The organism is Halobacteriovorax marinus SJ (assembly GCF_000210915.2).
Lineage (GTDB): Bacteria > Bdellovibrionota > Bacteriovoracia > Bacteriovoracales > Bacteriovoracaceae > Halobacteriovorax > Halobacteriovorax marinus.
Map to the genome: position 1 here is coordinate 747,700 of NC_016620.1, position 19,285 is coordinate 766,984.

Genomic DNA, 19,285 nt, shown 5'->3' on the forward strand with positions numbered 1-19,285 from the left:
AAATTAGGTTTAATGTAATCTCGTTTTTGGATATAATACTGAAAAACCTTTTTTGATGAGATTGATATGATAAATATACTTGCCGTAGATGATGAAGATGATGTTGCAGCTCTTTATAAAGTTTTCTTTAAAAAAGAACAGAAGAAAGAGTTAGTAAAACTTCATTGTGTGAAGTCTGGAAAAGAATGCATTGATTTTTTGAATTCTTCAGAAGGTGAAGATGTTCATATTGTTCTCTGTGATATCAATATGCCGGAAATGGATGGTTTTGAAGTTCTCACTAGAATCAGACAAACGATGGAGAGTGTAAAAGTATTTATGATCTCCGCTTATGATAATGATGAATACTTAGAGAAGGCCATCAGTCTTGGAAGTGAGCGCTATTTTACAAAGCCGGTAGATTTCAATCTCTTAAAAGATACTATTCAAGAATTTTACCCAGAATATGAAGCGAGTTAGTTAAACTCGCTAAGTACCTTATTAATTTCAGATATAATATCTCCCTCTAAATCAAGGTGAGTCACAAATCGAATGGCCTGCCCACCAAAGTGTACCGCTAAAATATTTTTAGACTTTAAATACTCTAGAAACTCTTGTGGATTCACATCCTCATCAAGGTGAAAAATAATAATATTTGTTCTTACAGGAATGACCTTCTCTATAAAGTTAAACTTTGAGAGAAGCTCTCCAATATCCTTGGCCAATTGATGATCTTCTTTGAGTCTTTCAATATTATTGTCGAGAGCGTAGATTCCCGCTTGAGCGAGAAAGCCAGCTTGTCTCATACCACCGCCGAGAACTTTTCTAAGCCTCTTAGCCTTCGCTATAAATTCTTTATCCCCAAGAAGAAGAGATCCAACAGGTGCCCCTAAACCTTTAGAGAGGCAGATAGAAATGGAATCAAAGATAGCTCCAAGATCTTTAGGTGTGTAGTCCTCTTCAATAATGGCATTAAAGACTCTCGCCCCATCTAGGTGAAGCTTTAGATTATTCTGTCTGACCACTTCTAGAATTTCTTTTAATTCACTTAGGCTATATGTTTCGCCGCCACCTCTATTTGTTGTATTTTCTAGAGAGACTAGCCTTGAAATAGGTTTGTGAATGTCATCTGGATTGATGGCATCTCGTATTTGCTTGGCCGTGATTTTTCCACTCTTTCCGTCTAGAAGCTTTACGCTTGCCCTTGAGTTGTGAAAGATCCCACCGCCTTCATATTGATAAATATGAGAGTCTTTCTCTAGAATAATTTCTTCTAGGTTTCCAACGTGAGTGGCAATGGCAATTTGATTGGTCATCGTTCCGCTCGGACAAAAGAGGGCCGCCTCCATACCAAATAATTCACAGGCCTTTACCTGGAGTGCGTTTATACTCGGGTCTTCATTGAAGACATCATCTCCAACTTCTGCTCTCATCATGGAGTCTAGCATTTTTGGGGAGGGTTTTGTTACTGTATCGCTTCTTAAATCTATCATAGAGAAATGATACTTTAGATAATGTTGTTGGAAAAGTTAAAAGGCCCTGATAAGGGCCTTGAAGATATTAATTAATTCTTGCTCTGATTGTTCTTAGAATCGGTCTATTTCGATTAAAAGAATTGAAGTTAAATGTGAGGTTTAGATCTCTTTGTTCCGATCTAATCTCACCATCTATAGCTTGACAGTAGATATCGATCCAGAAATTCAGTCTAACTCTCGTTCTCGTTTGAACTTGATGTGGTCTATCCCAGTGTCCGTTAGAGAGATTGAATCCGTAAACAATTTCATCATCACCACATTCGATCTTATTAAAGATGAGTGGGTTGATACTCTTAGTTTCATCTTTATAAGTATATTGAATTTTAGAAGTTGTGTAATTCAACTCACTAGCAAAGAGTTGAACATCAAGTTCTTCTCTTTTCATTTCAATTCTATAAATTGATAGATTATCTTCCCAAAGGTTTCTTACCTTCGCTCCTAGTTGATCAAGGAAGCTATGGCTTGCAACTCCTGCTTGGTGACCTAATTCGTGAACGAGGATTCCTAGCATCGCAGGAATATTATTTGCGATTAAAGTGGCTTCTTCAAGATTAACAAAGATCTTTGTCTCAGGGCTAAAGCCTGTTTTTGCAACTCTTGCTGTTTGGTCATCTTCGCTTTTAAAGAAGTCTCCAGCAATATCTTCGCTAACAAAGAGAATCGGTCGCTCTTGATTAATTTTTTCAATGTAAACTTGATTGATTTCTCTAAGGAGTAATCTCTCTTGTTCTGTATCTACACAACCGTATGAGTTTAAACATACTTGGATGGCCGATTGAATATTATAGTATGCAGACATGAAGTTTTGCTCAATAAGTCCGCCACCGTTTCCAACAATATCTCCAGACCCAAGTCTTTCTACGATCAATGCCGCTTGTCTTTCAAATTCAAGGTTGAGTAGGTCTCTCTCAGGAATTGAGACTCTCGTAAGCTTATTTGCAGAAGCAAGGTTTGGTAAAAGTAAAAATAATAATAGTGTAATGTGCTTCATTCTATTTCCTAGTGTCTTACAACTTCACGTGTATGTTTGAAAAATTGCATATTCAACTGGTAGAGTTCATCTGCTTCAGTCGTAGAAAATTTATTATTAAAGTCTTTGATAAATTCAAAGATAGCTTTTTTGGCAGCGTCTACATCCTCTGGTTTTACTCTCATAGTTACTGAAGTTACCTGTCTCTCTTTCACAGGTTGTTCTTCAATTGCCTCTAGGGCCCTATTGATCATTCCAAAGTGATGTCTTTTAATTGCGGAACTTGGCACGTCATTTGTCGTGAGAAGTCCCTCTTTTAATACTATTAATTTCCCATTCTCGTCACGACCAATGGCTTCCATTTCAGTCATTATATTTAGGGCATTTCGAATTTGAGAAGGTGTTACTTTCTTTCTTAATTTTTTAAAAATCCAGTCCTCATCTTCAATAAAACAAGGCATAGATATCAATTGTTTAATGGCCAAGAAGTACCATTCACTAATGGCAGAGAATTCCTTTAACCCAAGTGCAATAGCCGTTGAGCCAGAGTTGAGTTCAGCAATTTTCTCTAAGATTTCTTTTGTGTCTTTCTTCTTTTTATTGGCCTTCTCCAATTGGACGAGAAGCATAAGATATTGCCTCTCTTTCATATTCATCTCTAGATCTTCAGCTAGAGCGTTAATCATTTCAAAACTAGGGGAGCGTTGTCCCTTGATGACCATTGTTAATGAACTTGGAGATTTGTAGCCTAGGCGGTTAGCCCAAGACTGAAGATTATTTGAAGTATGAGAGTAGAGACCATCAGGCATACCAACTTTAACGAGGTAATCGCGATAATCATCGAAATCGAAAAGTGAAATTCTAGGTTGTTCTACAGTTTCTCTCATAATTCTCTTTTGCTTATACAGAAAAAGGCCCTTCTAAGAAGGACCCTTATTCACACTACTTATTTATTATTCACAATCTTCGATTGAAAGAGTTTTTGTGAAAAGCTTTCTTCCAACTCTATCGTCTCTATCTCTACCGTTTCTTGTAACTTTGTGTACGTCAATCTCGTGAGATAGTGGAAGAGTGTAGTTGTAAGTTTCGTAAGCAACACATACTCTGTCACCTTCTCTTCTTGATCCTCTCCATTCCCACTTAGAACATCTTTCTCTTGTACCTTCGATAGCTGCTACACCGTAGTACTCAACTTCTCTTGTACAAACTCTTGAACCGTCTCTTCCACCTCTGAAGTCCCACTCAACACATTTGCTGATTGCTTTCTTAGTCTTAAGAACGTCACCGTCTTTACATACGAAAAATGCAGAAGTCATTGGACCGTTGTCAAGCTTAACTGATGGCTCTTGGAAAGTTACTCTTGAAAAGTGTCTTCTGATTGTATCCCATGAATCGTTAGCTGTTGGCATGTGCGCAGAAGCTGAAGCTGTCATGATGATTGATGCTGCAAGAATAAAAAGTTTTTTCATTTTGTTCTCCTAATTGAGTTAGTTATTAAGTTCTTTTGAACTGTGTTTCAAATCTGAAATCAAACTAACTTTGGAAGAATGTTCCGTAAATCTAAATTCACAAAATGTTTAACAAATATTTCACAACATGTGAAACGCTTCTGTACTTTTTTTACTATCTTTTAAAATCAAGAGGTTATCTGTTTTTAAGTGAAAAATTAGATAAGTTTCAGATATTTATTTACGTTGCGCTAATGCTCGCAGAGGGATAAATTTCAAAAAAAATTTGGAGCCTATAATGATGAAAGTAATTTCTTTTCTTTTTTTGACAGCATTTATTTGCACGAATTCTCTTGCATCAATTGGAAAGGGAGAATTAATAGAGGCCATTAAGGGGCGCTATATTCTTCAAACAAATGAAGCCGGTGAAATTCACTTTCTCATTCGCTCAAGTGGAAAGTTACAAGTTATTAAATCTGATTGGTATGACTCCAATGAGAGTGCGACAACATACCCTGCAAAGTTCACTATTGAGCAAGGGGATAATGGACTGCTTAGAGGAATGCCTGTTGGACACTTGATTTTCTCTGAGGGATCAGATGAGCAGGCAATTGATTATCATTTGATTTTAACTGCGGAACAAAATTGGAATAGAGAGAATCCTTCAATTCGCTTACTCTCTTCCTTTGCCCTAGAGAATGATGGGCCCAACGAAGTGGCCACTGTGCTTTCAACAAAGCTCTCCCTCTTAAAGTATAGTGTGAAGTATAAGAAATTCATTCTCCTAAAATAATTTAAACCTTCTGCAAAGAAGGTTTTTTTTTATCTTTTTTAGAGCTAAAATATTTAAGAATTTTTCTAAGGAGAGTTTATGGATAAGAAATGGGGTTATATCGGAGCATTTATTCTAGGTGCAATCTTTGCTGGTTCAGCGACTTTTAGTGTGATGGATAATTCTCTTGAGCAAGAGAGAATAAAAATCGTTAAATTAGAAAAAGAAATTCAAGATCTAAATGATGGCATTAATATTCCCAATCCATTTCCGAGTTTGAATAAGCAGTTAAATGCAATGAAAAAACAATTCGACGAAGAGATGGAGGATGAAGAATCTTTCTTTGGTGGAGTTGCTAAAAGTGTTCAGGCCTTTAGTGCTGGAATGAATAGTGGAGAAATCACTGAAAGAGAAGATGATAAGTATCTCTACTATGATATTAAAGTCGGAAGCTCTGAAAAGAACGTCATCAATGTAAATGTTAGAGATGGCCAGCTCATGGTCTCTGGAAATATTGTTAACGAAGTAAATAATGGGGGAGTGAAGAGCTCTTTTAGTTCATCATTTACAAAATCTAGAAGTCTACCAAGCAATGTAGATCAAAATAATTTTAAGTTAGAAGAAAATAAAGAGGATGGAATCCTCACAATTAAGTTTGAGAAAATCTAGAAGGGAGAGGAGAGATCCCCCTTCTAGACTTTACTTTATTTCACTATATAAACTTCCGCTTTGTTTAAATAGTTCAATAATCTTTGGTTAAAATCGTTAGGCACTGAACCTAGCACATAGGGTTGCTCCAAATGTGCTAGGCCCAGTGTATTTAATTTAGGATAGCTTCGTAGAATATCTGTATGGAAGTGATCGTCTAGAAACTTCGTCCTTTGTAGGACTGGGAGTATACAGGTATCGGTGAGAGAGAAACCTGAATGATGGAATGTTGAACGTCCTGTAATACTTTGTTCAAGCCGTCCAAGTTGTGTTTGAAGTAATAAAATATTCTTTTCATAAGTTTCTTTGTCCTTTGCCGTCATGGCGGAATATTGAGTTATTGTAAGGGCGCTACAAAACTCAGACCAGGCTCGAAGTTTAGCCTTTTCTAGAGGATCGTCTGGGAGAAATTCTCCTCCGGTTATCTCATCTAGAAACTCGTTGATGACAGCGCTTTCAAAAATAATCTCATCATCAACTCTTAAGCAGGGTACTTTCCCAAGGGGAGAAATTTTTAGAAACCACTCTGGCTTATCCTTTAAGTCGATGTGTGTGACTTTGTGTTTAATGTCTTTCTTCAAAAGGGTAATAATCGACCTTTGAACAAAAGGGCATAAATCAAAGCTTATGAGTTCTAAGGTTTTCATTTTTTCTCCTCGTGAAAAGCTAAATTTAGTATAGGCGGGTAATTTATTTAGAGTGTTATGTCTAAGTGACCTCTTTGTTAAAATTGTGCAAACTTCTAAGGAGGTGCTATAACCGTTATATGAAAGCACAATTGACGCAAGGAGATATCACTAAGCAACTTGTCTCATTAGCTGGGCCAATGATCTTTGGTGTCTTTTCAATCATTATTTTTAATCTCGTCGATACATACTATATCGGAAAATTGGGACATAGAGAGTTGGCCGCAGTGGCCTTCACGTTTCCTATTCCGCTCATAGTTGGTGCTGTTGCTTTTGGTATTGGGATCGCGGCGACTTCATTCGTTTCGATGGCCCTTGGCTCTGGGCGCTCTCACGAAGTTGCACGCTATGCTACTGACAGTATTTCTATGGTTGTTATCCTTGGGATAATTTTGGCCATTATTGGTGAGCTAACAATTGAGCCGCTCTTTCTCTTTATGGGTGCACCCAAAGATCTCATTCCTCTTATCGCAGAGTATATGCGCGTTTGGTATCTCTCTATTCCTCTCATTGTGATTCCAATGACAGGCAATAGTGTTATTAGAGCAATGGGAAATACAAAGTTTCCTGCCATGGTGATGGCCGTTGCAGGGCTTGGAAATTTTATTTTTGATCCACTTCTCATTTTTGGTATTGGACCGTTTCCGGCCATGGGACTAAAGGGAGCAGCAGTGGCGACAGCCATCTCTCGCTTCTTTACTTTGATTGCGGCCCTCTATGTTTTAAGAAAGAAATACGATGTTCTTACGAATCCTTTTATTCCTTTTAAACAACTCTTAGATAATTGGAGAAAGATTACTCAAGTTGCGTTCCCTGCGTTTTTAAATAATTTAGTTAATCCAATTGCAATGTTTATACTTACAAAACTAGTGGCCTCTCATGGTGAAATTGTTGTGGCCGGCTTTGGAGTGGGGACGAGAATAGAGTCTCTCTTTGCTATTGTTTTAATCGGTGTTGCAGCTTCGCTCTCTCCATTTGTGGGACAGAATTATGGAGCGAAGAAGTACTCGCGAATTAGAAAGGCTATATACTTGGCCAATAAATATTCTGCTCTATGGATTTTTATTTGCGGAATTTTTCTTATGTTCTTAGCTGATGGACTCGTTCGCGTATTTAACGACAACCCAAAAGTTATTGAAGTGGCCAGTACATATTTAAAGATTATGATCTTCTCAATTATTGGTCTTGCTCTCATGCAAAACTCTGTAGCCTCACATAATTCCATTGGAAAATCTAAGACTTCGTTAACGATTAATCTTCTAAGAATTTTTGTGATCCACCTTCCACTGGCCATTGTGCTTGGAAATCTCTTCTCGTATGAGGGAATTTATTGGGCCGGCTTTATCGCCAACTTCCTTGGTGGAATCATTGGCTCTTTCTTTCTCTATAAGCTCTTTCAGAAGTTTCCAGCAGAAGACCCTATCTAAGTGTTTGAATATTAATAGTTTACCTCTCGTGTTGCTGTGCAAAAAATACAGGTTCTAATGCATTAATTTAAGGAGCTGATATAGTGGGCCCATTCAAAAGGAGCCCTTGTGCGCGTAAGCTTAATTCTACTTTCACTACTCATTCTTAGTTCTTGCTCAAAGAGCGAACAGGCCGCTAGTGGTGCTGGGAAAGAGTTGATTGCCTCATCTATTTATGGGGGCGATAGAGTTGAAGAGGGAAAGTGGAAGAGTGTCGTCTCCATTTCAAAACTTAATTATAAAGACGAAGTGACAACAAGCTTTTGTACGGGAACGCTTATTGATAAGAAAACAGTACTAAGTGCTGCTCACTGTTTTAAGCGCGTGAAAGATTACTACCTGCGCTCGGCCGCAATCACTCTAGATAATATAGACGCTAAAGAGAGAAGCTTTATCAGAATTAAGAATGTGAGAATTCATCCTGACTATACGGGAGAGAATTCTGCTAGTGACTTTGCTCTCATTGACCTTGAGAGCGAGGCAAATGTGTCTGACGATGAGATTCTTCCTATCTACACATCTACTGACTATGAAAAAGGTCAAGGTGTAGAGTTAGTTGGTTTTGGAAAAACGGAAGCTGGTACAAATGGAATAAAGTTTGAAGTCTCTACGCAGATTAGAGAAGACTTACAAACTGAGTTCAGTGCTGGTGGGAACGGAAAGGATACTTGTGCTGGCGACTCTGGTGGTCCGCTCTTTATTAAAAATGAAGAGGGTATCTTTGCACTGGCGGGAGTAACTTCAAGAACTCCCGATGATGCTAATTCCTATTGTGGTGATAAAACAATTTATGGAAAAGCTGCTCACGCGATGAAGTGGATTGAAAGTGAGAGGCTTATAGATAAAGCGCTAGCACTGAACTCTAAAGAGTCTATCGACGTTTTAAAGTTGGCAGCGAAATCTTTTCGTAAGTACTATAAAGTCTATCAGCACCTTGGAGAGTATTATCTAAAATTCTCCATGCATGATTTAGCGGAGTCAGCTCTTCTTAAGGCGATTATTCTAAGAAAGGATGACAAGAGATCGCTAGATCTTCTTAGGGAACTCTATTCAGTGACTGGCGATATCGATAAGGAAATTACAATTTTAAAGAGATTACTCTTTCTCTCTCCGGGAGAAGAGTCTTACTTTCTTCGTTTAGATTTCTTTGGTCAGACGAGTGAGGCAGAAATCACTCGAGGGCTTGGTCGCTTTAGAAGTGGTGATATCCACATGGCACTAGCTGATTTAGAACTGCACCGAGATAATAGTAGAGCGGCCTTTGTTCTTTCATTCTGTGAATTTAAGTCTAGAAATTACGAAGAGGCCAAGATCATTTTAAACTCAATAAAAGAAGAAATTCCCTTTGTCGATATCCGCGATAGTAGAGGTGATAGCTTTCTTATGGCCGCTGTGTTTGAAGGGGAAGAAGAGATTGTTCGAGAGCTTCTACGATTTAAACCCAACCTAAAGGTGAAGGATAGTTATGGAAATAACTTGGCCCAAATCGCATGGTGGGCAAAGGAATTCTCTCTTGTAAAATTAATGGTCTCCCTTGGAGTTGAGTGGAATGCCAATGACTACTTCCAACAATTTATCTACTTCATTCAAGGAGAGAGAATTTCCGAAGTTAGATTTTTCTTAGATATGGGAGTTGATATCAATTTAGTAGGGCCAAAGGGTGAAAGAGCGATTAACCTAGCTAGAGAAACCGGAAACCTTGAACTCATAAAGTTGATTGAAAACTATGGCAAAGAATAGAGAACAATATAAATCAAAAATCCTAAAAACAGAATTAATCACACCTAACCTCAGAAGACTGACAGTTGATATTGCTGGGCTTGAACATATTGATTCAAATGCTAGAGGTGGTTATATAAAGCTAGCGGTCATGAGAGACGGTGAGGAACTAAAGAGAAGTATCTCTATCGCTGAAGTAGACACTGAAAAGAAAGTCATGGCGCTCGATTTTGTTAATCACGGCGGAGCTGGTCCAGCAGCGCAATTTGCTAGAGAGGCCACGGTAAATAGTGAGATCACTTTCTACGGGCCAGGACCTAGAAGAGATGTGGACACAACATGTTCTGAGTATATTTTCGTAGGAGATATGACAGCGTTTCCCGCTCTTAAAGCTCAACTTGAATTAATGAAAGAGAGAAATGAAGCAAAGAAATGTCACGTTATCGTAGAGGCGAAATCTAGTGAGGACTTCTCATACTTTTCTAAACTAGAGGATTATGAGCACTTTGATTTTACATTCATTGAAGGGAATTTCACGGCACTTTCGCTACTTGAAAACTTAAAGAAGACTTCCATCGATACTTCTAAGAACCTCTCTCTTTGGTGCGCCGGTGAGCGCTTGGCGATCAATGAAATTCGCGGCTATCTAAGAGAGAATAGTGAGCTAAATTTTGAAGATAAGTATACGAGTAGCTATTGGCAATGTGGCCTAGATCAGAGTGAGCATTCAAAATTAAAGAAAACGGATGTTATTTAAAACTCTATAAGTTATTGGTATTAAAGACCTTTTAGGGCCGATGATTCTTTGTACGGCCCGTGTAATTTCTACACTTAGAGCTTCCCTGTGCGCGTTTCACCTTATTCTAAGGTATGCAAAATTTTAAGCGTCTACCTTCATTTATTCTTCTATTGGCCATGAGTCTCGCTCCTTTGAGTACGCTTTCGGCAGAGATCGATTCCTATAGAAATGCTCGCTTTTCGGGAGAGGGTTCAAGTTATATTGACTCTGTTATTAACGAAAGAATGAAGAGCGCAGTCCTAGAGTTAAATGATTTAGAAGTTGCTTGTCCAGTTAACGCACGAGAGGGGGATGATGTCTATGATGTGATGAAGTCACATATTTCTTCTCCTTTTATTGGTCACGCCATTGCAGTTGAATTTGATGAAACACTTCCTGAGGGAAGAATTGTAAGAACGAATTTTGATTACTCAGTCTACTCAACCATTAACTGGCTAGAAGGTGTCTCTTTAAACTTAAAAGGACTCTTAGGCGTAACAAAGATTGGTGGAAGAAGAGTTGGCGTTGATAAACTTGGACACTTCTTTGTAGAGGGCTTTGGCTTCTTTAGAAGGGCCTACGTAAAGAAAGAGGGAAGTGTTGCTAACGCTATTCGCTGGGGGAAGTTCACTGAGAACTCTTACTTTGGACTGACGACGACAGGTGTTTACTCCAATGCCGATCTCGTGGCGAACTTCAATGGTATGAGATTTTGGAACATGCTCTTTCTCTTTGAAAAGGATGCAGCTTTCAACTCTAAGAACCGCTATAGTGAAACACCATTTTTAAGTTGTGATAATGCCAAGTGGAAGTTGAATAAGAAATTTAGTATTCGCTACTTTGTTGATGATAGTTGGGATGAGAGTTTAAATTGTAATTACTATGATTCAGAAAAGATTCAAGATGCTGTCGTCAATGCACAGGCCATCCAAATGGGGTATAGCGAACTCTCTAAGAATGATGGAATGGTTTGTCCAAGAGTGAAGAGAGATTGCTCTTACGAAAAATATAAGTATGGAAAATTCGCAAGAGACCTTCTGCACGAATCATGCTTTGATGAAAAGAAAGCGTATAGAGTGAATCCTGAACTATATAATTATGCCAACTTCCCAAGCTTCTACGATGGAGGAGCTGTCTATGAATGGAGCGAGTGGAGCACCACTTCCGAGAATATCTTCAACTAAGAGCTAGTCCCTAGAGACCGTTGTTACAGGTCTCTAAAGTCTTATCGGCCTCTTCATCAAAGCAGACATGGATATGATTATCGTGACCGCGCATATGTGTGGCCGCAGTCTCTCTTTTAATTGTCGGATCGTTGAAGTAAATCGGCGAACCTCCGGCCCTTTCAAGGAGTTCGATAAAGCGCTGAGTTTTATCGCGAGAATATCTCTCCCATCCATACTTAAGTCCATTCGTCGTATCATCGTCATTCTTTCTAAAAGGTCTTAGATCGATACAATCTCCAGAGCCGTGAGTACTGTGACTTCTCCACGATCTTGGGTGATAGAGATCTCCAAACATGGCCTTACAACCTGGCTCACTACATTCTTGTTGCCACTTCTTTAGTACTTGTGTGAAAGCACAAAGAGCATTGGGCTTTAAGTAGGCATCGGAATTTGCCTTATCATCACCTCGGTAGTGGATACTTCCAAAAGGACCTGCACCGTTGCTATCAATTGGAACTTTTACGAGTTCTTTTCTTCTTTCAATTGGAGTATTTCCTCTCCAGTCTTGGTGAGAGGGAACGACTTCAAGATCTGAAAGTCTAAAGTTTGGATCGTCACTCGAGAAATTCTTTAAGATGCTTCTAAAGGCATCGAATTGATTATCTTTAATTGGCATTGATCCTTCAAAGAAATTACACTCTCTAAAATTTACGTAATTAGATTGAAGCTCATTGCTATCGTCGTCGATAACAGTCATTTCATAGCTTGAGAAACAAGTTTCAGCTTCACCTTCTGGAAGTTCTTCATCTGGTATACAGCAATTTCTTACTTTGAATTTTCCATTCTCCATATTGAGTTTAATATAGTAATTTCTATCGTCTTCAATTCCTGGAGTATCGTAGAGGGGAGAGTCCTTCTCTACGGCAAAAGTATATTGATCGACGGAGCGAAGACTTTTAATACTCATCCAGCCTTTGTCGTTCTTTTGAACTCTCGTTTGTCGTCCCGTTCCTAGGGCAACACTCTTAATATTGTCGGCCGAGCGACCTCTCGTTCTATGTTTAAGTTCATTCTCTGCTTTTTCAGAAGGAGTGGTAAGAACCTTTACAGGCACGCGACCATTTTCAGATCCTTCAAATTGTTCATAGACTTGTGGGTCGATGAAGACAATAGAGCCTCTTGGAATATACTTGTCTTTAATATTGGCGTTTTCAAGGTTTCTAAAATTCTCGTACATTTTATCACCTTGTCTATACTCATCACTAACATAGAACGGAGGGAAGTCCACAAGATCTTCGTAGCATTCATAGCTTGCAAAAACTGAAGTTGAAAGAAGTAGAAGAAGGAGTGTTTTCATTTTAATCGCCACCGGTAATTTCCATGTTCTGAGTACAAAGTATTTTCTTATTTTTTAAAATCTTAAATTCGAGAGTCCCTCCGTGAAAGGTTTGGACTTCTTCAAACCATTTCATCAATTCAATATCTGCTATTCCTTCTTCTGATATTGGCGCCTCGAGAGTTTTTGAAAATTTCATATTCTCAAGGTCTTTACCAGTATAGGTCAATTTCAGTTGGTCACCGTCTTTAAACTTAAGGCGTCCGTATTCACCATCATGAATGGAAAGAGATTTAGGGAGTTTAGACCACTTCTTTACAGGGATGGCCTTCTTGCCAACGAAATTCATACCACTTAGCTCAGCAGAAATTTCGCTGCTATCACAGGGGCCAGCAGCGTGGGCCTGCAACAAAAGTAGGCAGAATGTAGAAAAAATTAGTCCTCTCACAAAGGACTTATCGGGCATTTAGACCCAATTCTTTAAAAAAAGCTCTTTATGTGACTAGCTACTGTATCTGGGTAAAAGTACGTGAGAAGAAGGGCAATAAGCGCCGGAAGTGACTGAATAAAGAAGATTTTCCTTGAGGCCGTAAGGGCACCGTAGACTCCCGCAACGACGACGCAAATGAGGAAGAAGACCTGAAATTGGTGACCAATTTGTCCGCCTTTATAAAGTCCGTAAACGAGGCTAGCACTCAAGAATCCGTTATAGAGCCCTTGATTGGCGGCCAAGACCTTTGAGCTTCTAGCCGCTTCAAGCTTGTGTCCAAAGACTTTCAACCCAAGTGGCCTATCCCAGTGAAACATCTCTAGGATGAGAAAGAAGAAGTGCAGTAGGGCAACGAGTGCGGTGAAAATCTTTGCAGTTAGAATCATGGTGGTCCTTATTCTTTAAGTTATTCTAGTTTACTTAAGTATAGTTTATGAAGGTACTTTGCTGAAGTATTTATTTTTGGCGCGAAAGTATGTTCTATTCCTAGAACATAATTTTATAAAATGTTGAAATTTCTTCTTCCTATTTTGGCATGTGCTTTGCATTAGATACTGGGCGAATTAGGGAAAGGAGAAAAAATGAATAAGCAAATCTTAATTATAATGTTATTACTTACAGCTTCAGCTTTTGCGGAGACTACAGCTGGGAATCTTCAACTATTTAATGTGGGTTCAGGTAATTCTCGTGGAGAGTATCTAGAGTTCAATGAGTCAAAGCCAAGTTTAAAAAGAGAGATTTCTGCTCTTAGATATTTTAGCGCTGATCTTGAGATGGATAAGGATATTGCGATAAGGGGTATTAAGCAAGTTGCCTTGGTAATTAATCATACGTCTAATGGTGAAGTATCTTTTCAAGCTGCATTCCACTCTATTAAAGAGAGTGTAGTGAAGAGCGGTGTACATGATGGTTTAATTATTCCAGCTTTAAATTTGATTGATTCATATATAGTTAATGGTCGTAAGGATCTCGTTGCAAATTTAAGTCCCGTTATTTCAGGACTTAATCCTAAGATTGGTTCACTTCTAAGGTCTAACTTAAACTTAGAAACAGAATTTGATATTAGGTCTGAGCTTCAGCAAAAATTGAGCTTAGTTGATAGTGCTGACTTTTCTGATATGGAATCAGAGGAAGAGTTTTCTAGAAACTTTGGACTGACTTCAACAGTGAATCCAGATTTTAACGAAGTGAATATTGAGTTTTTCAGAACTGAAACAGTAAGAACATTAGGTGAAAATACGAGGGGACCAAGAGAGTTTGAAGGGGATAATAATACTGATATCGAAGTTTTTGCTAATCCATCAGGTCGTGGCCCTATTATGGGGGAGAGGGTTTCAAGCGGAAATGCTTGTATGAGAGGTTGTATTGGAGGATTTGTTGGAGGTGGTTTTGCTGGAATTCCTGCAGGCATTCCAGGTATTGTTTTTGGTGGTATTGGTGGAGGTATTGCTGGTTGCGTATCTTCTTGTGGGGGAGGCTCTCCAGAAGAGACTCCGCCTGTATCTACTCCACACATTGATAATCCTCCTACTATTGTAGAGCCACCAGTTGAAGATACTCCAGATGACGAAGTGCCTGAGGACGAAACACCTGATGAAGAACCTGAGGATGATGATAATCCAGATGATGATGGTGACGAGGATAGTAGGGGCTTTGGGTTATTTTCTCTAAGAGAATTTGAGGAGAATAACTTTATGAACAATGTTAGAATTAGAAATAATATAAGATTTAATGAACAAGGGTTATAAGAAATGAATAAGAATATAGTAATCGCATCTCTACTTTTTAGTATCTACGGTTCAATTGTGGGGCACTTTCTAGGGGCCCAAGAGGGACAAGCAATGGTAAGTTTCGTAGGGTTCTTTATTTCAGGATTGATTTTTTCTAAGATCACAAAGAGGGTGTTTAACTTTCCATTAGAGATCATTGTGATGGTGGTACTATTTCCTGTGGGAATACTTCTAGGGTATTCAAGTCTTTTAATCTTCAATATTCTATTGATTGTCGCACTTCAAGTGGTGGTAAAGCATCTCAGAGAAAATCAGGTGTAAAATAGACTTAAATCCCGACTTGTGGTAAATTCAAGTTTCGCATTACTTCAATGGGGGTGCCCTGGTTTCGACGGGTTGCTAGAAGTTTTGTGGGCGTGTCCAGGCTGGTGTCCAAGGTCCTGGTTAAAAGGAGACCAAACCATAATTGCAGAATCTAATTTTGCTCCAGCTATGGCCGCTTAATTTAATTAACGCCGCCGCTTTAAGTAGCTTGAGGGGTTAGCATCCAATAAACAGAAGCTAACATCCCAGTGGTAACAACTGGCTAACTTGTTACGCAGCAACTGCCATGCAATGCTGTTGAAAAAACAAGTGGGGTTTGTCGAGTTCGCGTAATTCGAACAGTCTTGTCTTCTGACGATAAATGAAGACTACGCACGTAGTCCGCACTATGGAAATCAACTCGGACGCGGGTTCGATTCCCGCCACCTCCACCAATCTTCTCTTATGTAATATTAGTTACTTAACTTTTCTTCCCGTCTTTTCCCTTTAGTTCCTTTTTCATTATTTAAGTCCATGATTTTATTCGATAATTCCTCTGGCTCGCTTCCTTTTATTTCCCATTTTTTCATTTTAAAACTCAAATCTTGGTGTACCTTGTGGTGGGCTAGGTGGTGTACTACTACGCAGTGACTACGCACTTGATAAAGATTTTCTGAAATTAGCCGAAAAATAACTACACGCTTAGTTAGGTAGTTATTAGTGAAAAAAGTTAGAAGACACCATAAGGTCATCATCACTCCCCAAGCAAAGGTCTTAAAATCTTTGCGTGAGAAGAAGAAACTCTCAACGAGGGAGGTAGCCGAGGCCCTTGGACTTTCGGGGTCATATATCTCACAGATTGAAAATGGACGAACTAATGTTCCTAGTGGAGAGCGAATGCTTTCTCTCTTAGAGCTATACGGGATAAAGCCAAAATACTTTAAACAGCTTGTTAAAGAATGGAAGGATGGGCCAAATGAATTGGTAAAGGCCCAAGAGCTTCTCTCGTCACTTCAAGAGAGTGAGTTAAAGATAGCTATAAATTTACTTGATTTATTAGCATCAAAGAAAATTGACTCAAAACAGATTGAGCTACTTGAAACTATGTTGAGTCATTTTAGTTAGAGCTTTTCTTTGTCGTGGGAAAGCTAATAACATTTTCCTGAATTTGTTCAGAGTCATCAAAGATATTGATGTCCATTTCAATCTTGTCAGTACACCCCTGAAGGTCACTTCCATCAAGCCTTATATAGCCCATTGTTGTCTTTAACTCTTTATGACCAACCATCTCTTGAACCGAAATGATGTCTTGGCCCTTTCTAAGAAGGTGCGTAATAAAGCTTGCTCTTAGTGAGTGATAGTTTGTTAGTTTGATTCCAATATGTCTCTGAATCTCTTTTAATACCTCAGCACCTTTCCCGCCTTCCCATTTCTTTATTCTTGGTAGGATAAATTCATCTTCATGCTTTCCTTTATAAAGCTTTAATAGATACTCTCTAACCTGTGAGTTCATTGGAACGAACCTTGATGTTCCGTTCTTTGGAGGCCCCCATATCTTCTCTTTCTTTTTCCATGCTCTTTGGATGAAAAGATGGTTTCTTTCCCAATCAATATCAGAGAACTTTATTCCTAGAGCTTCTCCATGTCTTAAGCCAAATTGATAGGTGACATAAAATATGGAGAACCAAGAATGGTCGACTTCTTTCATATATGTGAGAAGCTTAGTTATTTCTCCAACCGTCATAGCCTGTAGTTTACGGTCAGTCTTTTTTGGAAAAGTAATTTTAGAAGCAGGGTTGCTTGGAATTGTTCTCATGTCTACCTGCAAGTTGAACACTTGTTTTATGTATTTTAGAACTTCGTGCTTGTTGGACTCCAAGGTTGTAATAAGTCCTAAAACATCATTATAAGATATAGTCTCAATAGGTCTATCATCCCATTGTTTAGTATGTTTTTCTAAAACACACTTTCTATTGTAAAGGGTTTCAAGTGAGTTCTCTTTGTTCATGTATCCATAGTATTGCTTTTTAGCTTCTTTCCAAATGTTTGAAGGTGGATTGAGATAGGCTTGATAAAGTTCTTCTAGTTCTTCTTGTAACTCCTTCTTCATAGCCCTCCGCTGGCCCTGAGTGGAAGATAGTGGAAGGGTTCTCTTTCTTTCCACTTGTCTTCCACCAATCCTTTTTTTTACTCTAATTTTATGACTTAACTTTTTCATATAGAACCTTAAACTTGGGTATGTGCTTGATTGATATATCTATCAATCGTTTGTGATGACTTAAAGCCCATAGTTCTCATTAACTCTTTCTTATCGACACCATCTTGATAAAGATGAATGATGCGAGAAGTTCTAAGAGTCGCCAAGTTAGCCTGTGGAAAGTGCTCTTTGAACTTTTGCCTCATTTGCCTTATGAGAAGGAGTCTCTTATCTCCTATAACGGCAAAAAAACTAAAGAGTGTTCTATGGATAAAGAAAGGTAGTATTTGGGGTGGGATTAAGATTTTTCTTGGAGAAGAAGCTTCTTCACATGAGTCTATTATAGAACCATTAGGACAAGTTCTTGTATCCAACTCTCTGAAGACATCAAATTCGTTAGTTTCAGGTAAAAAAGAGTCCTCTCTTAGACCTAGGGTCTCTCTTGTCCTTAACCCTAGATAATATTGTGTTGAGAACAAGGGAAAGAGGTGAGAACCTTCTTCTTTTAAAGTAGATAGAAAGGCTTGAATCTTCTCTTGTGAGATGGCCTGAGTAGATTTGTGAGTTATTTTTTCTTTGGTTTGCATTTTTTACTCCTGTGATTAGTTTTGTTGTACTCTTCAAGGTCTTTCTGAGTAAACCTATATGGGCCTCTGTTAGAGAAAAGCCTACTTGGTTCAAGCTCTCCCTCATAAACCTTGTTATATAGAGTTTTAACTGAAACCCTGATTATCTTAGCAAACTCTTTTGCAGTGAAGTATTGAGTATCAGATGTATTATTCATTGTGAGCTCCTTTTAGAATGGTGGGTTGATAATTATTCTTTCTTCAACCCCTGTAATCTTTTTGCCTTCAAAGCGAATAGATAGCTCTCCCCATGAATGGGCTTCAATTGTCTCGTTGAGCATCTCATTAAAAACCTTTAAGGTTGCGTTTACCCTCAAGCTACTACGAAAATCTTTGAGCATCTCCTTCTCTTTTAACTTCACTTTTGTAAAAAACTGTTCTTTTGATAATTCCATCATGATGGTTCTCCTAGTTATTTTGTGCAGTCGTTTGCACGGTTTTATTAGTATTTTCTGGTTATGGTCTGCGGGAAGTGATTTGAACCTTCTTCCCCATATAGGTGGTAGCTTATAAAAAACTAAAATAATAAAGTGATGAACTGTGGTTTTTAGCGAAGCTAAGAAACACAGTAGTCCATTTCTAATTCTTGTAATAGGGTAGCTCTTGAATACAAGTAATTCTTTATTGAGGGACATTTTTGACCTCAGGGGTAGGGAAGTGATCGAACTGAGTGAAGGGGCAAGTCTGGTCTAGGGGAGGTACAAAATTGTCCTGAGTATAAGAATTAACCTGACTTCTTAAATACTCTTCACCTTCAGCATAGTTTTTTTCAAAATAGTCCAGACTCTTTTGGTAGTATTCTTGAATGGTCTTATTTTTGACCATTTCTCGCCAATCGTTCCAATGTATATGACTTGCAAGTTTACCTTTGTATGGGAGATAACGAAGGTCTGGGTCTACAACAAGATAGTGATTTGTACTGCCAGAGCCTCTACTGAAAGTGTAGATATACTTCTTCTCTCTTAGACTACGAACAGCTCTTTTAAATGTCGCTCTAGTTTTTGCGGTAAGACTTGCCATGTAATTTAGACTAGAGAAATTTCCATCTTCAAGGTTATCGGACATTCCTTTAATTTGAATGAGGGCCCTGAGTTCTCCATCTGAAATGTTGGGGTCATGGAAAGGTGGTAAATGGACTTTGTTAAAATACTTTGTTATTTCTTCTTGGCTATCATCATCCTCTTCAAGTTGTAGCTTTTGTCGCTCTCCTTTAGGTATTGAAGAGTGATAAACTGGATTGATGGTGTATAGCCATTTGCTTCTTAGAGCATCTATCTCATTGTTCATATTATCCTTCTCACTTTTATATCCTTATGAACCTTAAAAGGTTATAGGCTGATAATATGACCTGAGGTGAATATTTAATACATATTTAA

General features: G+C 38.5%; 23 protein-coding genes and 1 other RNA gene. 11 read left to right on the plus strand and 13 right to left on the minus strand.

The features are described from left to right. Nucleotides 1-66: 66 nt before the first annotated feature. Nucleotides 67-459: a response regulator gene (locus tag BMS_RS03565; protein ID WP_014243421.1), complete on the plus strand. Its 393-nt coding sequence runs from the start codon at nucleotides 67-69 to the stop codon at nucleotides 457-459. On the opposite strand, the gene BMS_RS03570 is transcribed toward BMS_RS03565, so the two are convergent. The 4 genes from BMS_RS03570 to BMS_RS03585 all read right to left on the minus strand — a co-directional run bounded on the left by BMS_RS03570 (nucleotide 456) and on the right by BMS_RS03585 (nucleotide 3,953). Further along, on the minus strand, nucleotides 456-1,472 hold the full coding sequence (locus BMS_RS03570) for a threonine aldolase family protein (protein WP_014243422.1): 1,017 nt from the start codon (nucleotides 1,470-1,472) through the stop codon (nucleotides 456-458). The two genes, BMS_RS03565 and BMS_RS03570, sit on opposite strands and share 4 nt — an antisense overlap. A gap of 67 nt (nucleotides 1,473-1,539) precedes the next feature. After that, nucleotides 1,540-2,505 carry a hypothetical protein gene (locus tag BMS_RS03575; RefSeq protein ID WP_014243423.1) on the minus strand — a complete coding sequence of 322 codons (966 nt, stop codon included), beginning with the start codon at nucleotides 2,503-2,505 and terminating at the stop codon, nucleotides 1,540-1,542. A gap of 8 nt (nucleotides 2,506-2,513) precedes the next feature. Then, a complete protein-coding gene (locus BMS_RS03580) occupies nucleotides 2,514-3,371 on the minus strand; it encodes a DUF4423 domain-containing protein (RefSeq protein ID WP_014243424.1) in 858 nt (285 codons plus the stop codon). 66 nt (nucleotides 3,372-3,437) lie between these two features. Further along, entirely contained in the window at nucleotides 3,438-3,953 is a 516-nt protein-coding gene (locus BMS_RS03585) for a hypothetical protein (protein ID WP_014243425.1), read from the minus strand. 277 nt (nucleotides 3,954-4,230) lie between these two features. On the opposite strand from BMS_RS03585, the gene BMS_RS03590 reads away from it, so the two are divergent. Together BMS_RS03590 and BMS_RS03595 are read left to right on the plus strand one after the other, a co-directional pair. After that, nucleotides 4,231-4,725 (plus strand): hypothetical protein, encoded by a 495-nt coding sequence (locus tag BMS_RS03590; RefSeq protein WP_044557250.1) that lies wholly within the window; start codon nucleotides 4,231-4,233, stop codon nucleotides 4,723-4,725. Between the two features lie 78 nt (nucleotides 4,726-4,803). Further along, entirely contained in the window at nucleotides 4,804-5,373 is a 570-nt protein-coding gene (locus BMS_RS03595; protein ID WP_014243427.1) for an Hsp20 family protein, read from the plus strand. 35 nt (nucleotides 5,374-5,408) lie between these two features. Here BMS_RS03595 and BMS_RS03600 read toward each other — a convergent pair whose 3' ends face one another. Beyond that, nucleotides 5,409-6,059, minus strand: coding sequence for a glutathione S-transferase family protein (locus BMS_RS03600; protein ID WP_014243428.1), 651 nt, complete (start codon nucleotides 6,057-6,059; stop codon nucleotides 5,409-5,411). A gap of 119 nt (nucleotides 6,060-6,178) precedes the next feature. Here BMS_RS03600 and BMS_RS03605 point away from each other — a divergent pair, with 119 nt between their 5' ends. The 4 genes from BMS_RS03605 (at nucleotide 6,179) to BMS_RS03620 (ending at nucleotide 11,245) form a co-directional block, all read left to right on the plus strand. Beyond that, a complete protein-coding gene (locus tag BMS_RS03605) occupies nucleotides 6,179-7,525 on the plus strand; it encodes an MATE family efflux transporter (protein WP_044557251.1) in 1,347 nt (448 codons plus the stop codon). A 108-nt stretch (nucleotides 7,526-7,633) separates the two neighbouring features. After that, on the plus strand, nucleotides 7,634-9,304 hold the full coding sequence (locus tag BMS_RS03610; RefSeq protein WP_014243430.1) for a trypsin-like serine protease: 1,671 nt from the start codon (nucleotides 7,634-7,636) through the stop codon (nucleotides 9,302-9,304). Beyond that, nucleotides 9,291-10,040 (plus strand): siderophore-interacting protein, encoded by a 750-nt coding sequence (locus BMS_RS03615; protein ID WP_044557252.1) that lies wholly within the window; start codon nucleotides 9,291-9,293, stop codon nucleotides 10,038-10,040. The genes BMS_RS03610 and BMS_RS03615 overlap by 14 nt, the downstream gene beginning before the upstream one ends. A 113-nt stretch (nucleotides 10,041-10,153) precedes the next feature. After that, the gene (locus tag BMS_RS03620) at nucleotides 10,154-11,245 is read left to right on the plus strand and encodes a hypothetical protein (RefSeq protein ID WP_014243432.1); all 1,092 of its coding nucleotides are present in this window, start codon (nucleotides 10,154-10,156) and stop codon (nucleotides 11,243-11,245) included. A 10-nt stretch (nucleotides 11,246-11,255) separates the two neighbouring features. Here the strand turns inward: BMS_RS03620 and BMS_RS03625 are convergent, their stop codons facing one another. From BMS_RS03625 to BMS_RS03635, 3 genes are read right to left on the minus strand one after another with little or no spacing between them, the layout of a single operon-like run. Then, a complete protein-coding gene (locus BMS_RS03625) occupies nucleotides 11,256-12,584 on the minus strand; it encodes a hypothetical protein (protein WP_044557253.1) in 1,329 nt (442 codons plus the stop codon). A 1-nt stretch (nucleotide 12,585) separates the two neighbouring features. After that, entirely contained in the window at nucleotides 12,586-13,011 is a 426-nt protein-coding gene (locus BMS_RS03630) for a hypothetical protein (RefSeq protein ID WP_157868230.1), read from the minus strand. Between the two features lie 32 nt (nucleotides 13,012-13,043). Continuing rightward, the gene (locus BMS_RS03635) at nucleotides 13,044-13,439 is read right to left on the minus strand and encodes a DUF1304 domain-containing protein (protein ID WP_014243435.1); all 396 of its coding nucleotides are present in this window, start codon (nucleotides 13,437-13,439) and stop codon (nucleotides 13,044-13,046) included. 195 nt (nucleotides 13,440-13,634) lie between these two features. On the opposite strand from BMS_RS03635, the gene BMS_RS17555 reads away from it, so the two are divergent. The 4 genes from BMS_RS17555 to BMS_RS03655 all read left to right on the plus strand — a co-directional run bounded on the left by BMS_RS17555 (nucleotide 13,635) and on the right by BMS_RS03655 (nucleotide 16,211). Continuing rightward, nucleotides 13,635-14,801, plus strand: a complete 1,167-nt coding sequence (locus tag BMS_RS17555; RefSeq protein WP_014243436.1) for a hypothetical protein — start codon at nucleotides 13,635-13,637, stop codon at nucleotides 14,799-14,801. Between the two features lie 3 nt (nucleotides 14,802-14,804). After that, complete coding sequence (locus tag BMS_RS03645; RefSeq protein WP_014243437.1) at nucleotides 14,805-15,104, plus strand: hypothetical protein; 300 nt, start codon at nucleotides 14,805-14,807, stop codon at nucleotides 15,102-15,104. 52 nt (nucleotides 15,105-15,156) lie between these two features. Continuing rightward, nucleotides 15,157-15,541, plus strand: a transfer-messenger RNA (tmRNA) gene (gene ssrA, locus BMS_RS17335). A 265-nt stretch (nucleotides 15,542-15,806) separates the two neighbouring features. After that, nucleotides 15,807-16,211: a helix-turn-helix domain-containing protein gene (locus tag BMS_RS03655; protein ID WP_014243438.1), complete on the plus strand. Its 405-nt coding sequence runs from the start codon at nucleotides 15,807-15,809 to the stop codon at nucleotides 16,209-16,211. Here BMS_RS03655 and BMS_RS17895 read toward each other — a convergent pair. The 5 genes from BMS_RS17895 to BMS_RS03680 all read right to left on the minus strand — a co-directional run bounded on the left by BMS_RS17895 (nucleotide 16,204) and on the right by BMS_RS03680 (nucleotide 19,196). After that, a complete protein-coding gene (locus BMS_RS17895; RefSeq protein WP_157868231.1) occupies nucleotides 16,204-17,196 on the minus strand; it encodes a tyrosine-type recombinase/integrase in 993 nt (330 codons plus the stop codon). The genes BMS_RS03655 and BMS_RS17895 overlap by 8 nt on opposite strands. A gap of 116 nt (nucleotides 17,197-17,312) precedes the next feature. Then, nucleotides 17,313-17,870, minus strand: a complete 558-nt coding sequence (locus BMS_RS03665) for a site-specific integrase (protein ID WP_044557255.1) — start codon at nucleotides 17,868-17,870, stop codon at nucleotides 17,313-17,315. Next, nucleotides 17,849-18,067, minus strand: a complete 219-nt coding sequence (locus BMS_RS03670; RefSeq protein ID WP_014243440.1) for a helix-turn-helix domain-containing protein — start codon at nucleotides 18,065-18,067, stop codon at nucleotides 17,849-17,851. Before BMS_RS03670 ends, BMS_RS03665 begins: the two co-directional genes overlap by 22 nt. A gap of 12 nt (nucleotides 18,068-18,079) precedes the next feature. Beyond that, a complete protein-coding gene (locus BMS_RS03675; protein ID WP_044557256.1) occupies nucleotides 18,080-18,307 on the minus strand; it encodes a hypothetical protein in 228 nt (75 codons plus the stop codon). Nucleotides 18,308-18,530: 223 nt separating this feature from the next. Next, on the minus strand, nucleotides 18,531-19,196 hold the full coding sequence (locus tag BMS_RS03680) for a hypothetical protein (RefSeq protein WP_014243442.1): 666 nt from the start codon (nucleotides 19,194-19,196) through the stop codon (nucleotides 18,531-18,533). Between the last annotated feature and the right edge of the window lie 89 nt (nucleotides 19,197-19,285).

Excerpts from the sequence above, each read along its gene's own strand:
- BMS_RS03575 (WP_014243423.1), bottom strand. The coding sequence starts at position 2,505 with ATGAAGCACATTACACTATTATTATTTTTACTTTTACCAAACCTTGCT.
- BMS_RS03585 (WP_014243425.1), bottom strand. The coding sequence starts at position 3,953 with ATGAAAAAACTTTTTATTCTTGCAGCATCAATCATCATGACAGCTTCA.
- BMS_RS03605 (WP_044557251.1), top strand. The coding sequence starts at position 6,179 with ATGAAAGCACAATTGACGCAAGGAGATATCACTAAGCAACTTGTCTCA.
- BMS_RS03565 (WP_014243421.1), top strand. The coding sequence starts at position 67 with ATGATAAATATACTTGCCGTAGATGATGAAGATGATGTTGCAGCTCTT.
- BMS_RS03570 (WP_014243422.1), bottom strand. The coding sequence starts at position 1,472 with ATGATAGATTTAAGAAGCGATACAGTAACAAAACCCTCCCCAAAAATG.
- BMS_RS03580 (WP_014243424.1), bottom strand. The coding sequence starts at position 3,371 with ATGAGAGAAACTGTAGAACAACCTAGAATTTCACTTTTCGATTTCGAT.
- BMS_RS03675 (WP_044557256.1), bottom strand. The coding sequence starts at position 18,307 with ATGATGGAATTATCAAAAGAACAGTTTTTTACAAAAGTGAAGTTAAAA.
- BMS_RS03615 (WP_044557252.1), top strand. The coding sequence starts at position 9,291 with ATGGCAAAGAATAGAGAACAATATAAATCAAAAATCCTAAAAACAGAA.
- BMS_RS03645 (WP_014243437.1), top strand. The coding sequence starts at position 14,805 with ATGAATAAGAATATAGTAATCGCATCTCTACTTTTTAGTATCTACGGT.
- BMS_RS03670 (WP_014243440.1), bottom strand. The coding sequence starts at position 18,067 with ATGAATAATACATCTGATACTCAATACTTCACTGCAAAAGAGTTTGCT.
- BMS_RS03600 (WP_014243428.1), bottom strand. The coding sequence starts at position 6,059 with ATGAAAACCTTAGAACTCATAAGCTTTGATTTATGCCCTTTTGTTCAA.
- BMS_RS03595 (WP_014243427.1), top strand. The coding sequence starts at position 4,804 with ATGGATAAGAAATGGGGTTATATCGGAGCATTTATTCTAGGTGCAATC.
- BMS_RS03590 (WP_044557250.1), top strand. The coding sequence starts at position 4,231 with ATGATGAAAGTAATTTCTTTTCTTTTTTTGACAGCATTTATTTGCACG.
- BMS_RS03620 (WP_014243432.1), top strand. The coding sequence starts at position 10,154 with ATGCAAAATTTTAAGCGTCTACCTTCATTTATTCTTCTATTGGCCATG.
- BMS_RS03665 (WP_044557255.1), bottom strand. The coding sequence starts at position 17,870 with ATGCAAACCAAAGAAAAAATAACTCACAAATCTACTCAGGCCATCTCA.
- BMS_RS03625 (WP_044557253.1), bottom strand. The coding sequence starts at position 12,584 with ATGAAAACACTCCTTCTTCTACTTCTTTCAACTTCAGTTTTTGCAAGC.
- BMS_RS17895 (WP_157868231.1), bottom strand. The coding sequence starts at position 17,196 with ATGAAGAAGGAGTTACAAGAAGAACTAGAAGAACTTTATCAAGCCTAT.
- BMS_RS17555 (WP_014243436.1), top strand. The coding sequence starts at position 13,635 with ATGAATAAGCAAATCTTAATTATAATGTTATTACTTACAGCTTCAGCT.
- BMS_RS03635 (WP_014243435.1), bottom strand. The coding sequence starts at position 13,439 with ATGATTCTAACTGCAAAGATTTTCACCGCACTCGTTGCCCTACTGCAC.
- BMS_RS03680 (WP_014243442.1), bottom strand. The coding sequence starts at position 19,196 with ATGAACAATGAGATAGATGCTCTAAGAAGCAAATGGCTATACACCATC.